The sequence below is a fragment of the Salmonella sp. JXY0409-18 genome (assembly GCF_020268625.1).
Lineage (GTDB): Bacteria > Pseudomonadota > Gammaproteobacteria > Enterobacterales > Enterobacteriaceae > Salmonella > Salmonella enterica.
Window position 1 is genome coordinate 942,571 of the sequence record NZ_CP084216.1, and the last position, 14,586, is coordinate 957,156.

The 14,586-nt window shown below is 54.1% G+C and carries 17 protein-coding genes and 1 CRISPR repeat array; of the genes, 12 read left to right on the forward strand and 5 right to left on the reverse strand.

The annotated features are described in order from the left end of the window. The first annotated feature begins 77 nt into the window (after positions 1–77). Positions 78–1,021: direct repeats of the CRISPR family, unit length 29 nt; unit sequence GTGTTCCCCGCGCCAGCGGGGATAAACCG. Positions 1,022–1,035: 14 nt separating this feature from the next. Then, on the reverse strand, positions 1,036–2,082 hold the full coding sequence (locus LDB27_RS04495) for an aminopeptidase (RefSeq protein ID WP_000490481.1): 1,047 nt from the start codon (positions 2,080–2,082) through the stop codon (positions 1,036–1,038). 250 nt (positions 2,083–2,332) lie between these two features. Here LDB27_RS04495 and cysD point away from each other — a divergent pair, with 250 nt between their 5' ends. From cysD to LDB27_RS04545, 10 genes are all read left to right on the forward strand, one after another. Then, positions 2,333–3,241: a sulfate adenylyltransferase subunit CysD gene (gene cysD, locus LDB27_RS04500; RefSeq protein ID WP_000436059.1), complete on the forward strand. Its 909-nt coding sequence runs from the start codon at positions 2,333–2,335 to the stop codon at positions 3,239–3,241. Positions 3,242–3,250: 9 nt separating this feature from the next. Beyond that, on the forward strand, positions 3,251–4,690 hold the full coding sequence (gene cysN, locus LDB27_RS04505; protein ID WP_001092269.1) for a sulfate adenylyltransferase subunit CysN: 1,440 nt from the start codon (positions 3,251–3,253) through the stop codon (positions 4,688–4,690). Then, the gene (cysC, locus tag LDB27_RS04510; protein WP_001173663.1) at positions 4,677–5,282 is read left to right on the forward strand and encodes an adenylyl-sulfate kinase; all 606 of its coding nucleotides are present in this window, start codon (positions 4,677–4,679) and stop codon (positions 5,280–5,282) included. The genes cysN and cysC overlap by 14 nt, the downstream gene beginning before the upstream one ends. Before the next feature lie 50 nt (positions 5,283–5,332). Next, on the forward strand, positions 5,333–5,656 hold the full coding sequence (locus LDB27_RS04515) for a DUF3561 family protein (RefSeq protein WP_001537530.1): 324 nt from the start codon (positions 5,333–5,335) through the stop codon (positions 5,654–5,656). Between the two features lie 190 nt (positions 5,657–5,846). Next, complete coding sequence (ftsB, locus tag LDB27_RS04520; RefSeq protein WP_000517480.1) at positions 5,847–6,158, forward strand: cell division protein FtsB; 312 nt, start codon at positions 5,847–5,849, stop codon at positions 6,156–6,158. Between the two features lie 18 nt (positions 6,159–6,176). After that, entirely contained in the window at positions 6,177–6,887 is a 711-nt protein-coding gene (gene ispD / locus LDB27_RS04525; protein WP_000741649.1) for a 2-C-methyl-D-erythritol 4-phosphate cytidylyltransferase, read from the forward strand. Beyond that, positions 6,887–7,366: a 2-C-methyl-D-erythritol 2,4-cyclodiphosphate synthase gene (ispF, locus tag LDB27_RS04530; protein ID WP_001219244.1), complete on the forward strand. Its 480-nt coding sequence runs from the start codon at positions 6,887–6,889 to the stop codon at positions 7,364–7,366. Before ispD ends, ispF begins: the two co-directional genes overlap by 1 nt. After that, positions 7,363–8,412 (forward strand): tRNA pseudouridine(13) synthase TruD, encoded by a 1,050-nt coding sequence (truD, locus tag LDB27_RS04535; protein ID WP_000134246.1) that lies wholly within the window; start codon positions 7,363–7,365, stop codon positions 8,410–8,412. Before ispF ends, truD begins: the two co-directional genes overlap by 4 nt. Then, positions 8,393–9,154 (forward strand): 5'/3'-nucleotidase SurE, encoded by a 762-nt coding sequence (gene surE, locus LDB27_RS04540; protein WP_001221538.1) that lies wholly within the window; start codon positions 8,393–8,395, stop codon positions 9,152–9,154. Before truD ends, surE begins: the two co-directional genes overlap by 20 nt. Next, a complete protein-coding gene (locus tag LDB27_RS04545; RefSeq protein WP_000253542.1) occupies positions 9,148–9,774 on the forward strand; it encodes a protein-L-isoaspartate(D-aspartate) O-methyltransferase in 627 nt (208 codons plus the stop codon). Before surE ends, LDB27_RS04545 begins: the two co-directional genes overlap by 7 nt. A 138-nt stretch (positions 9,775–9,912) precedes the next feature. Here LDB27_RS04545 and LDB27_RS04550 read toward each other — a convergent pair whose 3' ends face one another. Then, on the reverse strand, positions 9,913–10,071 hold the full coding sequence (locus LDB27_RS04550) for a peptidase (protein WP_223148970.1): 159 nt from the start codon (positions 10,069–10,071) through the stop codon (positions 9,913–9,915). On the opposite strand from LDB27_RS04550, the gene nlpD reads away from it, so the two are divergent. After that, positions 10,001–11,083 (forward strand): murein hydrolase activator NlpD, encoded by a 1,083-nt coding sequence (nlpD, locus tag LDB27_RS04555; RefSeq protein ID WP_223149274.1) that lies wholly within the window; start codon positions 10,001–10,003, stop codon positions 11,081–11,083. The two genes, LDB27_RS04550 and nlpD, sit on opposite strands and share 71 nt — an antisense overlap. A gap of 62 nt (positions 11,084–11,145) precedes the next feature. Next, positions 11,146–12,138 carry an RNA polymerase sigma factor RpoS gene (rpoS, locus tag LDB27_RS04560; RefSeq protein ID WP_000081498.1) on the forward strand — a complete coding sequence of 331 codons (993 nt, stop codon included), beginning with the start codon at positions 11,146–11,148 and terminating at the stop codon, positions 12,136–12,138. 45 nt (positions 12,139–12,183) lie between these two features. Here rpoS and LDB27_RS04565 read toward each other — a convergent pair whose 3' ends face one another. Genes LDB27_RS04565 through LDB27_RS04575 form a run of 3 tightly spaced genes read right to left on the reverse strand, consistent with a single transcriptional unit; the run spans position 12,184 to position 14,451 of the window. After that, a complete protein-coding gene (locus LDB27_RS04565; protein ID WP_000562967.1) occupies positions 12,184–12,420 on the reverse strand; it encodes a non-oxidative hydroxyarylic acid decarboxylases subunit D in 237 nt (78 codons plus the stop codon). A gap of 10 nt (positions 12,421–12,430) precedes the next feature. Then, positions 12,431–13,858 (reverse strand): non-oxidative hydroxyarylic acid decarboxylases subunit C, encoded by a 1,428-nt coding sequence (locus LDB27_RS04570; protein WP_000863168.1) that lies wholly within the window; start codon positions 13,856–13,858, stop codon positions 12,431–12,433. After that, positions 13,858–14,451: a non-oxidative hydroxyarylic acid decarboxylases subunit B gene (locus LDB27_RS04575; protein WP_001237180.1), complete on the reverse strand. Its 594-nt coding sequence runs from the start codon at positions 14,449–14,451 to the stop codon at positions 13,858–13,860. The genes LDB27_RS04570 and LDB27_RS04575 overlap by 1 nt, the downstream gene beginning before the upstream one ends. Between the last annotated feature and the right edge of the window lie 135 nt (positions 14,452–14,586).

Here is a 14,586-nt window from a genome sequence, read left to right on the forward strand (position 1 = left end):
ATCTTTAAAAATTAGGAAAAGTTGGTGGTTTTTTTGTGCGCTAAAAAAGTATTTAAATTCAATTGGGTAGATTTAGAGTGTTCCCCGCGCCAGCGGGGATAAACCGAAACATCCGATCAAATACTGCGTTCGTTTGAGGTGTTCCCCGCGCCAGCGGGGATAAACCGCGTATTTTTGAACTGGCCAGCGCCACCGATGCGTGTTCCCCGCGCCAGCGGGGATAAACCGGGTTACGCGGGCGTCTGTTAAAGAGTCCTCGTGTGTTCCCCGCGCCAGCGGGGATAAACCGGCCGGGGTTTCCCAGAGGCATTCTGATGAAAGGTGTTCCCCGCGCCAGCGGGGATAAACCGCGAATGCAGATGCCTCCCGTACTGCCGCCGGAGTGTTCCCCGCGCCAGCGGGGATAAACCGGATTGGCCCTTAGATAACGGGAGATCAAGCGCGTGTTCCCCGCGCCAGCGGGGATAAACCGCATAACCTTCGCTACCACACTTGCCGGTACTTGTGTTCCCCGCGCCAGCGGGGATAAACCGCCTTGAGGTTAGGGGAGTCAGGAAATTGCATTGTGTTCCCCGCGCCAGCGGGGATAAACCGACAAAATCGGCGGCCCAATCGCCGGCGCTGACGTGTTCCCCGCGCCAGCGGGGATAAACCGGCCTGCCGTCTTTTTATTGAGGTCTGTAAACCGTGTTCCCCGCGCCAGCGGGGATAAACCTTAATCATTTTGTTTAAATCCCGGATCACCTCCGTGTTCCCCGCGCCAGCGGGGATAAACCGGAGTTATTGTCACTCGTCAGTGATAATTTTCTGTGTTCCCCGCGCCAGCGGGGATAAACCGCCCGTTGAAGATCTGGACGCATGGGGCAAAGCGTGTTCCCCGCGCCAGCGGGGATAAACCGGTGAGCTCGGTTTTAATTTCGTCGCTAAGGTGGTGTTCCCCGCGCCAGCGGGGATAAACCGCAAAAGGCCGACAGTGTGTACACCTCTAAAAAGTGTTCCCCGCGTCAGCGGGGATAAACACGTTTCACCAGCTTATCAGGACGTTTTTTCCGCCTTCGCCAGCTCTTTTACCAACGGCAGCATTATCCGCACTACATCGCGGCTACGGCGCTCAATTCGCCCAGGCAGCGCCTTGTCAATATGCTGTTGATTATCAAGCCGTACGTCGTGCCAGCTATTGCCGTTCGGGAAGGATGCATTTTTCACGCGTTGCTGGTATCCGTCTTTTTTACCCAGATTCCAGTTCGTCGCCTCAACAGAAAGCACCGATATTCCCGCTTTATCGAAAACCTCCGCATCATTACAGCAACCCGTTCCTTTGGGGTAGGATGGATTGCGTCCCGGATTGGTGTTGGCGGCGATACCATAACGGCGCGCAATCGCTAATGCCCGATCGCGGGTCAGTGTACGCACCGCTTCCGGCGTATTTTTCCCGCTATTAAAATAGAGCTTGTCGCCAACAATCAGGTTATCGAGATTAATGACCAGCAGCGTATTTTTCTTCTCAGCGTCACTCATTCGTTTGAGTAAATTTTCCGCGCCTAGCTTTCCCTCTTCTTCCCCGCTGGTGGCGATAAAACGAATCCCATAATGGGTCGGTATATCTTTCAGGCGCGCCGCCAGTTCCAGCATAACGCCTAATCCCGCGGCATTATCATCCATTCCCTGTAACGTTAAACCGCCAAGATTGGCATCGACATCAGCGTCGCTCTGCGGAGCGTAGGTATCCAGATGCGCCATAATGATGATCTGCTGCGGCACGCGCCCTTCATGGGCGGCGATGACCGTACTGCCCGTCACGTTATGCCAGTTTTTGCGATTATCCTTCGTGGTATAAATAAATCGGCTATTAAACGTTCGAATATCGCTTTGGTATCCCATCTGGGTAAATTGTTGGCGTAAATAATCGGCAGACAACATCTCGGCGGGGGAGCCCGTCATTCTCCCGGGAAAAAAGGTGGCGATATGTCGTGCCTGAGTATTCGCTATTTCACCAGGCCCTGGTGATGCTGCTTGTGCAGGAAGGATAAAGCCTACGCCGAGCGCCAGAATGACGGCAAAGCGGCGCGTTGCGGAAAACATAATGAGTCCTTAAATACAGAACAAAATTTTACGTGGCTAGTATGAAACCGCGATCGTGTTAATACAATTTCATTTGCTCCTAAATGCTGGCAATCCGGTACGTTAAGCATTTTTTGATATTGGTTTTTGGGCCGCGTTATTCCTTTGAGGAACTACTCATTCCAATTCGTCATTTCATTCACTCTCCTGCGCTCCCTATAGTCGTGTAATCGAAATGTTTAGCAAAAAACGGTATTGCAAAGGAACGGTTATGGAGCAAAAACGACTCACCCACCTGCGGCAACTGGAGGCGGAAAGTATCCACATTATCCGTGAAGTGGCAGCGGAATTCGCTAATCCGGTCATGCTGTACTCCATTGGTAAAGACTCCAGCGTCATGCTGCATCTGGCGCGTAAGGCGTTTTATCCGGGGACGTTGCCGTTCCCGCTATTGCACGTTGATACCGGTTGGAAATTCCGTGAGATGTACGCCTTTCGCGATCGTACCGCCAACGCATACGGCTGCGAATTGCTGGTACATAAAAATCCGGAAGGCGTGGCGATGGGCATCAATCCGTTCGTTCACGGTAGCGCTAAACACACTGACATTATGAAAACCGAAGGGTTAAAGCAGGCGCTGAATAAGTACGGTTTTGATGCCGCGTTCGGCGGCGCACGGCGCGATGAGGAAAAATCCCGCGCGAAAGAACGTATTTACTCCTTTCGTGACCGTTTCCATCGCTGGGACCCGAAAAATCAGCGGCCAGAGTTGTGGCGTAACTATAACGGTCAGATTAATAAAGGCGAAAGTATACGCGTCTTCCCGCTCTCCAACTGGACAGAGCAGGATATCTGGCAATACATCTGGCTGGAAAACATCGACATCGTGCCGCTGTATTTGGCTGCTGAACGCCCGGTTCTGGAACGTGACGGCATGTTGATGATGGTGGATGACGATCGTATCGATCTCCAGCCTGGCGAAGTCATCAAAAAAAGGATGGTGCGCTTCCGTACACTTGGCTGTTGGCCGCTCACCGGGGCGGTGGAATCCCACGCGCAAACGCTGCCGGAAATTATCGAAGAGATGCTGGTTTCTACCACCAGCGAGCGCCAGGGAAGGATGATTGACCGCGATCAGGCGGGGTCGATGGAGCTTAAAAAACGTCAGGGGTATTTCTAAGGAGCCGCCATGAACACCATACTTGCACAACAAATCGCCAATGAAGGCGGCGTCGAAGCCTGGATGATGGCCCAACAGCACAAAAGCCTGCTGCGTTTTTTAACCTGTGGCAGCGTTGATGACGGTAAAAGTACGCTGATAGGTCGTTTGCTGCACGATACCCTGCAAATTTATGAAGATCAGCTCTCTTCTCTGCATAATGACAGTAAACGTCATGGCACGCAGGGAGAAAAACTCGATCTGGCGCTGCTGGTAGATGGGCTACAGGCCGAGCGTGAGCAGGGCATTACTATTGACGTCGCGTACCGCTATTTCTCCACGGAAAAACGAAAATTTATTATCGCCGACACGCCGGGCCATGAACAATATACCCGTAATATGGCGACCGGGGCGTCCACCTGCGATCTGGCGATCCTACTGATCGACGCGCGTAAAGGCGTGCTGGATCAGACGCGTCGCCATAGCTTTATCTCCACTCTGTTGGGGATCAAACACCTGGTGGTGGCAATCAACAAAATGGATCTCGTTGACTACCGCGAAGAGACCTTCGCCCGTATTCGTGAAGATTACCTGACCTTTGCTGAACAGTTGCCGGGCGATCTGGATATTCGCTTTGTCCCGCTTTCGGCGCTGGAAGGGGATAATGTCGCCGCGCAGAGCGCGAATATGCGCTGGTACAGCGGTCCGACGCTGCTGGAAGTCCTGGAAACGGTAGACATACAGCGTGCGGTAGACCGTCAGCCGATGCGCTTTCCGGTACAATATGTCAATCGCCCGAACCTTGATTTTCGGGGATATGCCGGCACTCTGGCGTCTGGTAGCGTCAAAGTCGGAGAGCGCATTAAAGTGCTGCCGTCCGGCGTGGAATCCAGCGTGGCGCGTATCGTCACTTTTGATGGCGATAAAGAAGAAGCCTGTGCGGGCGAAGCCATTACCCTGGTACTCAACGACGACATTGATATTAGCCGCGGCGATCTGCTGCTGGCGGCAAACGAGACGCTGGCACCTGCGCGTCACGCCGCGATCGACGTGGTATGGATGGCGGAACAGCCGCTGGCGCCGGGCCAAAGCTACGACGTTAAACTCGCGGGTAAGAAAACCCGCGCGCGTATCGAGGCTATTCGCTATCAGATTGATATCAACAATCTGACCCAACGAGACGTCGAGAGCCTGCCGTTAAACGGTATTGGTCTGGTAGAGATGACATTCGATGAGCCGCTCGCGCTGGATATTTATCAGCAAAATCCGGTGACGGGCGGGCTGATTTTTATCGACCGACTTTCTAACGTCACCGTGGGCGCTGGCATGGTGCGGGAACTGGACGAACGCGGAGCGACGCCGCCCGTGGAATACAGTGCGTTTGAGCTGGAGCTGAATGCGCTGGTACGCCGTCATTTTCCGCACTGGGACGCCCGCGATTTGCTGGGAGATAAACATGGCGCTGCATGATGAGAACGTGGTCTGGCACTCTCATCCCGTTACTGTCGCCGCCCGTGAACAGCTCCACGGCCACCGTGGCGTGGTGCTGTGGTTTACCGGACTCTCCGGTTCGGGAAAATCAACGGTGGCCGGCGCGCTGGAAGAGGCGTTACATCAGCGTGGCGTCAGTACCTACCTGTTGGATGGCGATAATGTGCGCCACGGTTTGTGCCGTGATTTAGGCTTTAGCGATGCCGATCGCCAGGAGAATATCCGGCGGGTAGGCGAAGTGGCCAGTCTGATGGCGGACGCCGGCCTGATTGTTTTGACGGCATTTATTTCTCCGCACCGCGCCGAGCGGCAACTGGTAAAAGAGCGCGTCGGCCACGATCGTTTTATCGAGATTTATGTCAATACGCCGCTGGCTATCTGTGAACAGCGCGATCCTAAAGGATTGTATAAAAAAGCGCGCGCGGGCGAGTTGCGTAACTTTACCGGTATCGACGCCATTTACGAAGCGCCTGACTCGCCCCAGGTTCATCTTAATGGTGAACAATTAGTAACAAATTTGGTTTCCCAATTATTAGACCTGCTGAGACGGCGCGATATTATCAGATCCTGAGACACCACCGGGCTTGTATGCCCGGTATGGTCAAGGTTACAGGATTTAATATGCGTAATAGCCATAACATTACTTTCACAAGGTCAGACGCCTTCATGGTCGACGATGACGCCACCAGTGCATTTCCGGGGGCGGTGGTCGGCTTTGTGTCATGGCTGCTGGCGTTGGGGATCCCTTTTCTGCTTTATGGCCCTAACACGCTGTTTTTTTTCCTCTATACCTGGCCCTTTTTCCTCGCGTTAATGCCGGTATCGGTGATTATCGGCATTGCGTTGCATTTGCTGGTAAAGGGCAAAATACTTTTTAGCATCATGTTTACTCTACTGGCCGTAGGCGCGCTGTTCGGCGCGTTATTTATATGGCTATTAGGGTAGACGGGTTATCACTGCGCCTCCGGTCATAATTCAAACCGTAACCAACAATGAGATTATGTTCTCCTTACTCGGGTATACGTAACATCCGGCAAATGTGGTACATTTGCCGGCGTTGTCGCGGCAATCCCGTCCTGAATGTGGAGTCACAGAGGACGTTATGGGATGATGATGCCGTTTTTCAGGGGGCAGGATGGGTAAACTAACGCTGCTGTTGCTGGCTTTACTGGTCTGGCTACAGTACTCGCTGTGGTTCGGTAAGAACGGCATACATGACTATAGCCGCGTCAACGATGATGTGGTCGCGCAGCAGGCGACAAACGCCAAACTTAAAGCGCGTAACGATCAGCTTTTTGCCGAAATTGACGATCTCAATGGTGGCCAGGAAGCGATTGAGGAGCGCGCGCGCAACGAACTTAGCATGACCAAACCGGGCGAAACCTTCTATCGTCTGGTGCCTGACGCCTCAAAACGCGCGGCAACGGCGGGGCAAACTCATCGATAAACCATCCAGGGATTTAACATGGCAGCCACTTTATTGGACGTTTGCGCCGTGGTGCCGGCGGCCGGATTTGGCCGCCGAATGCAAACAGAATGTCCTAAGCAGTATCTCTCAATCGGTAATAAAACCATTCTGGAGCACTCAGTTCATGCGCTGCTGGCGCATCCTCGGGTGACACGCGTTGTTATTGCTATCAGTCCTGGCGATCATCGCTTTGCCCAACTTCCGCTGGCGAATCATCCGCAAATCACCGTTGTGGATGGCGGCAACGAACGCGCTGATTCCGTTTTGGCCGGGTTACAGGCCGTTGCAAAGGCGCAGTGGGTGCTGGTGCACGACGCGGCAAGACCCTGTTTGCATCAGGATGACCTTGCGCGGTTGCTGGCTATCAGCGAAAACAGCCGGGTCGGCGGTATCCTCGCCAGTCCGGTGCGCGACACCATGAAACGCGGCGAACCAGGGAAAAACGCTATTGCCCATACCGTAGAGCGCGCCGATTTATGGCACGCGCTCACCCCGCAGTTTTTCCCCCGCGAGCTCTTGCACGATTGTCTGACGCGTGCGCTGAATGAAGGCGCGACCATCACCGACGAGGCGTCAGCGCTGGAGTATTGTGGTTTTCATCCGGCGCTGGTAGAAGGTCGCGCGGATAACATCAAGGTCACCCGTCCGGAAGATCTGGCGCTGGCGGAATTTTATCTGACCCGAACCATCCACCAGGAGAAAGCATAATGCGAATTGGACACGGTTTTGACGTACACGCGTTTGGCGGAGAAGGGCCGATTATTATTGGCGGCGTGCGTATCCCTTATGAAAAAGGGCTATTGGCGCATTCCGATGGCGATGTGGCGTTACATGCGCTGACCGATGCGCTGCTGGGTGCGGCGGCGCTTGGCGATATCGGCAAGCTCTTCCCGGATACCGATCCGGCATTTAAGGGGGCGGATAGCCGCGAACTACTGCGTGAAGCCTGGCGTCGTATTCAGGCGAAGGGGTACACCCTCGGCAACGTAGATGTCACCATTATTGCGCAGGCGCCGAAAATGCTGCCGCATATTCCGCAAATGCGCGTCTTTATCGCCGAAGATCTCGGCTGCCATATGGATGATGTTAACGTGAAGGCGACGACGACGGAAAAGCTCGGATTTACCGGACGCGGAGAAGGCATTGCCTGCGAAGCGGTCGCGTTGCTGATGAAGGCGGCGAAATGACAGAGTTTGACAATCTCACCTGGCTGCACGGAAAACCACAAGGTAGCGGATTGCTGAAAGCGAATCCGGAAGATTTTGTGGTGGTTGAAGATTTAGGCTTTACGCCGGATGGTGAAGGCGAGCACATTCTGCTGCGTATTTTGAAAAACGGTTGCAATACCCGTTTTGTCGCTGACGCGCTGGCGAAATTCCTGAAAATTCACGCTCGCGAAGTGAGCTTTGCCGGGCAAAAAGATAAACACGCCGTTACCGAGCAGTGGCTGTGCGCGCGCGTGCCGGGGAAAGAGATGCCCGATTTCAGCGCCTTTCAGCTGGAAGGTTGTAAAGTGCTGGAATACGCGCGTCACAAGCGTAAGCTGCGTTTAGGCGCGCTGAAAGGCAATGCCTTTACGCTGGTGTTGCGTGAAATAAGCGATCGCCGCGATGTCGAAACGCGATTGCAGGCGATTCGCGATGGCGGCGTGCCGAACTATTTTGGCGCACAGCGATTCGGCATTGGTGGCAGCAACTTGCAGGGCGCGCTGCGCTGGGCGCAAAGTAACGCGCCGGTGCGCGATCGCAATAAACGCAGTTTTTGGTTGTCGGCGGCACGTAGCGCGTTGTTTAATCAAATTGTTCACCAGCGGCTGAAGAAACCAGACTTTAATCAAGTTGTTGACGGCGATGCGCTACAATTAGCGGGGCGTGGAAGCTGGTTCGTCGCGACATCTGAAGAACTGCCTGAATTGCAGCGCCGGGTAGACGAAAAAGAGCTGATGATTACAGCGTCGTTGCCGGGCAGCGGAGAGTGGGGAACACAGCGTGCGGCGCTGGCGTTTGAGCAAGATGCCATTGCCCAGGAAACGGTGTTGCAATCGCTGTTGCTGCGCGAAAAAGTAGAGGCGTCGCGCAGAGCGATGCTGCTTTATCCGCAACAATTAAGCTGGAACTGGTGGGATGACGTTACCGTCGAGTTACGTTTCTGGCTGCCCGCAGGCAGTTTTGCCACCAGCGTAGTAAGGGAACTGATCAACACAATGGGTGATTATGCGCATATTGCTGAGTAACGATGACGGGGTTCACGCGCCCGGTATACAAACGCTGGCGAAAGCGCTGCGTGAGTTTGCTGATGTACAGGTCGTAGCCCCGGATCGTAACCGCAGTGGCGCGTCTAATTCCCTCACGCTGGAATCTTCGCTTCGTACTTTTACCTTTGATAATGGCGATATCGCCGTACAGATGGGGACGCCGACCGATTGCGTCTATCTGGGCGTTAATGCCTTAATGCGTCCGCGTCCGGATATTGTCGTTTCCGGTATTAACGCGGGTCCGAATCTGGGCGATGATGTGATCTATTCCGGTACAGTCGCCGCGGCGATGGAAGGTCGTCATCTCGGCTTTCCGGCATTAGCGGTCTCCCTTAACGGCTATCAGCATTATGATACGGCTGCAGCCGTGACTTGCGCGCTTTTGCGAGGGTTAAGCCGGGAGCCGTTGCGTACCGGGCGTATTCTCAACGTGAATGTCCCGGATCTACCGTTAGCGCAGGTTAAAGGCATCCGCGTGACTCGCTGTGGTAGCCGCCATCCAGCGGATAAAGTAATCCCGCAGGAAGATCCGCGCGGTAATACATTGTACTGGATTGGCCCGCCGGGCGATAAATACGATGCCGGGCCGGATACCGATTTCGCGGCGGTGGATGAAGGCTACGTCTCCGTCACGCCGTTGCATGTGGATTTAACCGCGCACAGCGCGCATGATGTGGTTTCAGACTGGTTAGACAGCGTGGGAGTTGGCACGCAATGGTAAGTGGACGTGTACAGGCTCTTCTTGAACAATTGCGCGCACAGGGCATCAGAGATGAGCTGGTGCTTAATGCGCTTGCCGCAGTGCCGCGCGAGAAATTTATTGATGAAGCGTTTGAACATAAGGCCTGGGAAAATATCGCTTTGCCGATAGGCCAGGGTCAGACGATTTCGCAGCCCTATATGGTGGCGCGAATGACGGAACTGCTCGAACTGACGCCGCAATCCAGGGTGTTGGAAATTGGCACCGGTTCCGGCTATCAGACGGCGATTCTGGCGCATCTGGTACATCACGTTTGCTCCGTTGAGCGGATTAAGGGGCTGCAATGGCAGGCGCGCCGCCGCCTGAAGCAGCTCGATTTACATAATGTTTCTACCCGTCATGGCGATGGCTGGCAAGGCTGGCAGGCGCGTGCGCCGTTTGACGCTATCATTGTGACGGCCGCGCCGCCGGAAATTCCTACCGCGCTCATGGCACAGTTGGATGAAGGCGGCATTCTTGTTCTGCCCGTGGGCGATGAGCAGCAGTTTTTGAAACGCGTGCGTCGCCGGGGCGGCGAATTTATTATCGATACCGTGGAGGCCGTTCGCTTCGTCCCGTTAGTCAAGGGAGAGCTGGCCTAGTTTGCCCTGCAAACACCCACTCTTACGCCTGATGAAGCCGAAACGAATACCTGGAGTTTTCCTGGTTATTCCCGGTGGGTTAAGCGTATCGTGAACACATTTTCCCGTGTTCACTTAATGCGTTGCACGGTTCTTACGTCACTGGTTGTTAACCAAATTTTTTCCTGGGGGATAAATGAGCGCGGGAAGCCCAAAATTCACCGTTAGTCGCATTGCGGCACTATCACTGGTTTCACTATGGCTGGCAGGTTGTACCAGTTCGTCAAACCCTCCGGCGCCGGTCACGTCTGTGGACAGTGGGTCGTCATCAAATACCAATTCCGGGATGTTGATCACACCGCCGCCAAAAATGGGCGCGACGACGCAACAAACGCCGCAACAAGCGCCGCAAATTCAACCCGTTCAGCGTCCTGTAACGCAGCCCATGCAAACTCAACCGGTCACGGAACAACCCGTGCAGATGGAAAATGGGCGAATCGTATACAATCGCCAGTATGGGAATATTCCGAAAGGTAGCTATACGGGTGGCAGTACTTACACCGTGAAAAAGGGTGATACGCTTTTTTACATCGCCTGGATTACCGGGAACGATTTCCGCGATCTGGCCCAGAGAAACAGTATTTCTGCCCCGTATAGCCTGAATGTAGGGCAAACTTTGCAAGTTGGTAACGCATCCGGTACGCCAATTACTGGCGGAAATGCGATCACCCAGGCGGATGCAGCACAGCAAGGAGTTGTGACCAGGTCTGCACAAAATTCCACCGTTGCAGTTGCGTCTCAACCAACAATTACGTATTCTGAGGGCTCAGGTGAACAAAGTGCTAACAAAATGTTGCCAAACAACAAGCCTGCTGGGACGGTTGTCACAGCGCCTGTAACGGCACCAACGGTAAGCACGACCGAACCAAATGCAAGCAGTACGTCAACCAGCGCGCCGATTTCCGCATGGCGCTGGCCGACGGATGGCAAAGTGATCGAAAACTTTGGCGCTTCCGAAGGGGGCAATAAAGGGATCGACATTGCAGGCAGTAAGGGACAGGCTATCGTCGCAACCGCTGATGGGCGCGTCGTATATGCCGGTAACGCACTGCGTGGTTACGGTAATCTTATTATCATCAAACATAACGATGATTACCTGAGTGCCTACGCCCATAATGATACGATGCTGGTCCGGGAACAACAGGAAGTTAAGGCGGGGCAAAAAATCGCTACTATGGGTAGCACCGGCACCAGCTCTACACGCTTGCATTTTGAAATTCGTTACAAGGGGAAATCCGTAAACCCGCTGCGTTATTTACCGCAGCGATAAAGCGGCGGAACCAGGCTTTGACTTGCTAGTTCCGTCAAGGGATCACGGGTAGGAGCCACCTTATGAGTCAGAATACGCTGAAAGTTCATGATTTAAATGAAGACGCGGAATTTGATGAGAACGGAGTAGAGGCTTTTGACGAAAAAGCCTTGAGTGAAGAGGAACCCAGTGATAACGACCTGGCTGAAGAAGAGCTGTTATCGCAAGGGGCCACACAGCGTGTGTTGGACGCGACTCAGCTTTACCTTGGTGAGATTGGGTATTCACCACTGTTAACAGCCGAAGAAGAAGTCTATTTTGCGCGTCGCGCACTGCGTGGAGATGTCGCTTCTCGCCGTCGCATGATTGAGAGTAACCTGCGTCTGGTGGTAAAAATTGCCCGCCGTTATGGCAATCGTGGACTGGCGTTGCTGGACCTGATTGAAGAGGGCAACCTGGGGCTTATCCGTGCAGTCGAGAAGTTTGACCCGGAACGCGGGTTCCGCTTCTCAACATACGCAACCTGGTGGATTCGCCAGACAATCGAACGGGCGATTATGAACCAAACCCGTACGATTCGCTTGCCGATTCACATTGTTAAAGAGCTGAACGTATACCTGCGCACCGCACGTGAGTTGTCGCATAAACTGGACCACGAACCGAGTGCGGAAGAAATTGCAGAGCAACTGGATAAACCGGTTGATGACGTCAGCCGTATGCTTCGTCTCAACGAGCGCATTACCTCGGTAGACACCCCGCTGGGCGGTGATTCCGAAAAAGCGTTGCTGGACATTCTGGCCGATGAAAAAGAGAACGGTCCGGAAGACACCACGCAAGATGACGATATGAAACAGAGCATCGTCAAATGGTTGTTCGAACTGAACGCCAAACAGCGTGAAGTGCTGGCGCGCCGTTTCGGTCTGCTGGGATATGAAGCTGCGACACTGGAAGATGTAGGTCGTGAAATCGGTCTTACGCGTGAACGTGTTCGTCAGATTCAGGTTGAAGGCCTGCGCCGTCTGCGCGAAATTCTGCAGACGCAGGGGCTGAATATCGAAGCGCTGTTCCGCGAGTAAGTACCCTTGTCAAAAAAAGGCCAGTCGACAGACTGGCCTTTTTTTTTACCGTTTGTCTTCTGCCAGCAACGGCGGGATACTCGGCACCATTGGCGCGTTATCAATATCTTTTTGCGTCATGCGAAACGCTTGTGGATAGTGTTCGCGGCTGGTACGACGTAACGGTTCGGTATCGCGCCAGGTATACAGACAATGCTGACACTGATATACCGTCCAGACTCCTTTTACCGGCGAAGTCGCCATGAGTTCAATATGTGCATCGGCACAGCGTGGACAAATCATCGGTTACTCCTTATTTACGGTTGGCCAGCATGGCGGTCAGCTTTTCAGCCCAGGCTTTAGTTTCCGGTAAATCAACAACCGGCTGGCTATAGTGACCACGGTTATCTGGCGCAACCGGCGTGGTGGCGTCAATGATCAGCTTGTCGGTAATCCCCGCCGGGCTTGAGCCCGGATCCAGTTCCAGGACGGACATATTCGGTAGCTGTACCAGATCGCCTGCCGGATTCACTTTCGACGACAACGCCCACATCACCTGTGGCAGATTGAATGGATCGACATCTTCATCGACCATGATCACCATCTTCACATATCCCAGACCGTGCGGCGTCGTCATCGCTCGCAGGCCCACCGCGCGGGCAAAGCCGCCGTAGCGTTTTTTGGTTGAGATGATGGCCAGCAGGCCGTGGGTGTACATGGCGTTTACCGCCTGCACTTCCGGAAATTCGGCTTTCAACTGTTGATACAGTGGCACGCAGGTCGCCGGCCCCATCAGGTAGTCGATTTCCGTCCACGGCATACCCAAATAGAGCGATTCAAAAATGGGTTTGCTGCGGTAAGAGACCTTATCGATACGCACCACGGTCATGTTGCGACCGCCGGAATAGTGGCCGGTAAATTCGCCGAACGGTCCTTCAATTTCACGTTTACGGCTTTCGATGACCCCTTCAAGAATGACTTCAGATCCCCACGGCACATCAAAACCGGTCAGTGGCGCGGTGGCGATAGGATAGGGGCTTTCACGCAGCGCGCCTGCCATTTCATACTCTGACTGATCGTATTTCAGCGGCGTTGCGCCCATCAGGGTAATGATCGGATCGTTACCCAGCGTGATCGCAATCGGCAGATCTTCCCCGCGCTCTTCGGCTTTGTGCAGGTGCAATGCGATATCATGCATCGGTACTGGTTGCAGACCCAGCTTACGCTTGCCTTTAACTTCCATACGGTAGATACCGACATTCTGCTTGCCGAAGTTATCGGGATCGAGCGGATCGCGTGATACCACACAGGCTTTATCCAGATAGAATCCGCCGTCGCCGTCGTTCAGACGAAACAGCGGCAGAATATCAAACAGGTTGATCGCGTCGCCGTCGACGGTATTTTCCGCCCAGCCCGGATTGGCGCGGCGCTCCGGCGCTACCGGAAAATTGTCCCAGCGGCGAATAAATTCATCGATCTGTTTTTTAACCGGCGTGTTAGGCGGCAAACCCAGTGAGATGGCATGGTTCTGCCAGGAACCGATGGTATTCATCGCCACGCGGGCGTCGGTAAAACCACGAATATTGTCAAACCACAGCGCGGGCGCGCCATCGCCGATTCGTCCCGTTGCGTTGGCAGCGGCGGCGAGATCCGGCTCCGCATTCACTTCCTCGCTGATTTTCAGCAGTTGTCCCTGCTGATCCAGCGCATGTAAAAAACTGCGCAAATCATCAAATGCCATTATCCATTCTCCTGTGAAAAATTTGCTGCCTGTCGCAGTCCTTGCCAGCGACGCGCGCGCGTATGCTCCAGACCAAACTGGTCGAGAACGCGCGCTACGATGTGCTGGATAATATCGTCAACGGTTTGCGGCAGGTTGTAGAACGCGGGCATGGGCGGCACTATCGCCACCCCCATACGAGAAAGCGCAAGCATGTTTTCCAGATGAATCGTGCTGAGCGGCATTTCCCGCGGCACAAGCACCAGCTTGCGACCCTCTTTCAACACGACATCGGCAGCGCGTCCCACCAGCCCCTCGGCATAGCCGGCGCGAACCCCCGCCAGTGTTTTCATACTGCAGGGGATAATAATCATGCCGTCGGTACGAAATGAGCCGGAGGAAATGGTCGCCGCCTGATCGGCCGGGCTATGACAATAATCTGCCAGGGCGGCTACCTCAGCGGGCGTGTAGGGCGTCTCCAGTTCAATAGTGGTTTTCGCCCACTTTGACATTACCAGATGCGTTTCAACATCAGGTATCGCCCGCAATGCCTGGAGTAGCTCGACGCCAAGCGGCGCGCCGGTCGCACCGGTCATCCCCACAATCAATCTCATTTCTTACCTCAAATATCGTTCGTATACGAACATTTTGATCAAAATACGCCCACACGGCCTTTGCGACAAGATCGCTCCCGACGCCTGCGCACGTTTAGCTAAAGCATTCGTCATTAAAAAACCGTGCATAAGTCG

Coding starts and splice junctions, on each gene's coding strand:
- LDB27_RS04565 (WP_000562967.1), bottom strand. CDS start 12,420: ATGATTTGTCCACGCTGTGCCGATGCACATATTGAACTCATGGCGACT.
- rpoS (WP_000081498.1), top strand. CDS start 11,146: ATGAGTCAGAATACGCTGAAAGTTCATGATTTAAATGAAGACGCGGAA.
- cysC (WP_001173663.1), top strand. CDS start 4,677: ATGGCGCTGCATGATGAGAACGTGGTCTGGCACTCTCATCCCGTTACT.
- ftsB (WP_000517480.1), top strand. CDS start 5,847: ATGGGTAAACTAACGCTGCTGTTGCTGGCTTTACTGGTCTGGCTACAG.
- cysD (WP_000436059.1), top strand. CDS start 2,333: ATGGAGCAAAAACGACTCACCCACCTGCGGCAACTGGAGGCGGAAAGT.
- LDB27_RS04495 (WP_000490481.1), bottom strand. CDS start 2,082: ATGTTTTCCGCAACGCGCCGCTTTGCCGTCATTCTGGCGCTCGGCGTA.
- surE (WP_001221538.1), top strand. CDS start 8,393: ATGCGCATATTGCTGAGTAACGATGACGGGGTTCACGCGCCCGGTATA.
- LDB27_RS04545 (WP_000253542.1), top strand. CDS start 9,148: ATGGTAAGTGGACGTGTACAGGCTCTTCTTGAACAATTGCGCGCACAG.
- ispD (WP_000741649.1), top strand. CDS start 6,177: ATGGCAGCCACTTTATTGGACGTTTGCGCCGTGGTGCCGGCGGCCGGA.
- LDB27_RS04575 (WP_001237180.1), bottom strand. CDS start 14,451: ATGAGATTGATTGTGGGGATGACCGGTGCGACCGGCGCGCCGCTTGGC.
- LDB27_RS04515 (WP_001537530.1), top strand. CDS start 5,333: ATGCGTAATAGCCATAACATTACTTTCACAAGGTCAGACGCCTTCATG.
- ispF (WP_001219244.1), top strand. CDS start 6,887: ATGCGAATTGGACACGGTTTTGACGTACACGCGTTTGGCGGAGAAGGG.
- cysN (WP_001092269.1), top strand. CDS start 3,251: ATGAACACCATACTTGCACAACAAATCGCCAATGAAGGCGGCGTCGAA.
- truD (WP_000134246.1), top strand. CDS start 7,363: ATGACAGAGTTTGACAATCTCACCTGGCTGCACGGAAAACCACAAGGT.
- LDB27_RS04570 (WP_000863168.1), bottom strand. CDS start 13,858: ATGGCATTTGATGATTTGCGCAGTTTTTTACATGCGCTGGATCAGCAG.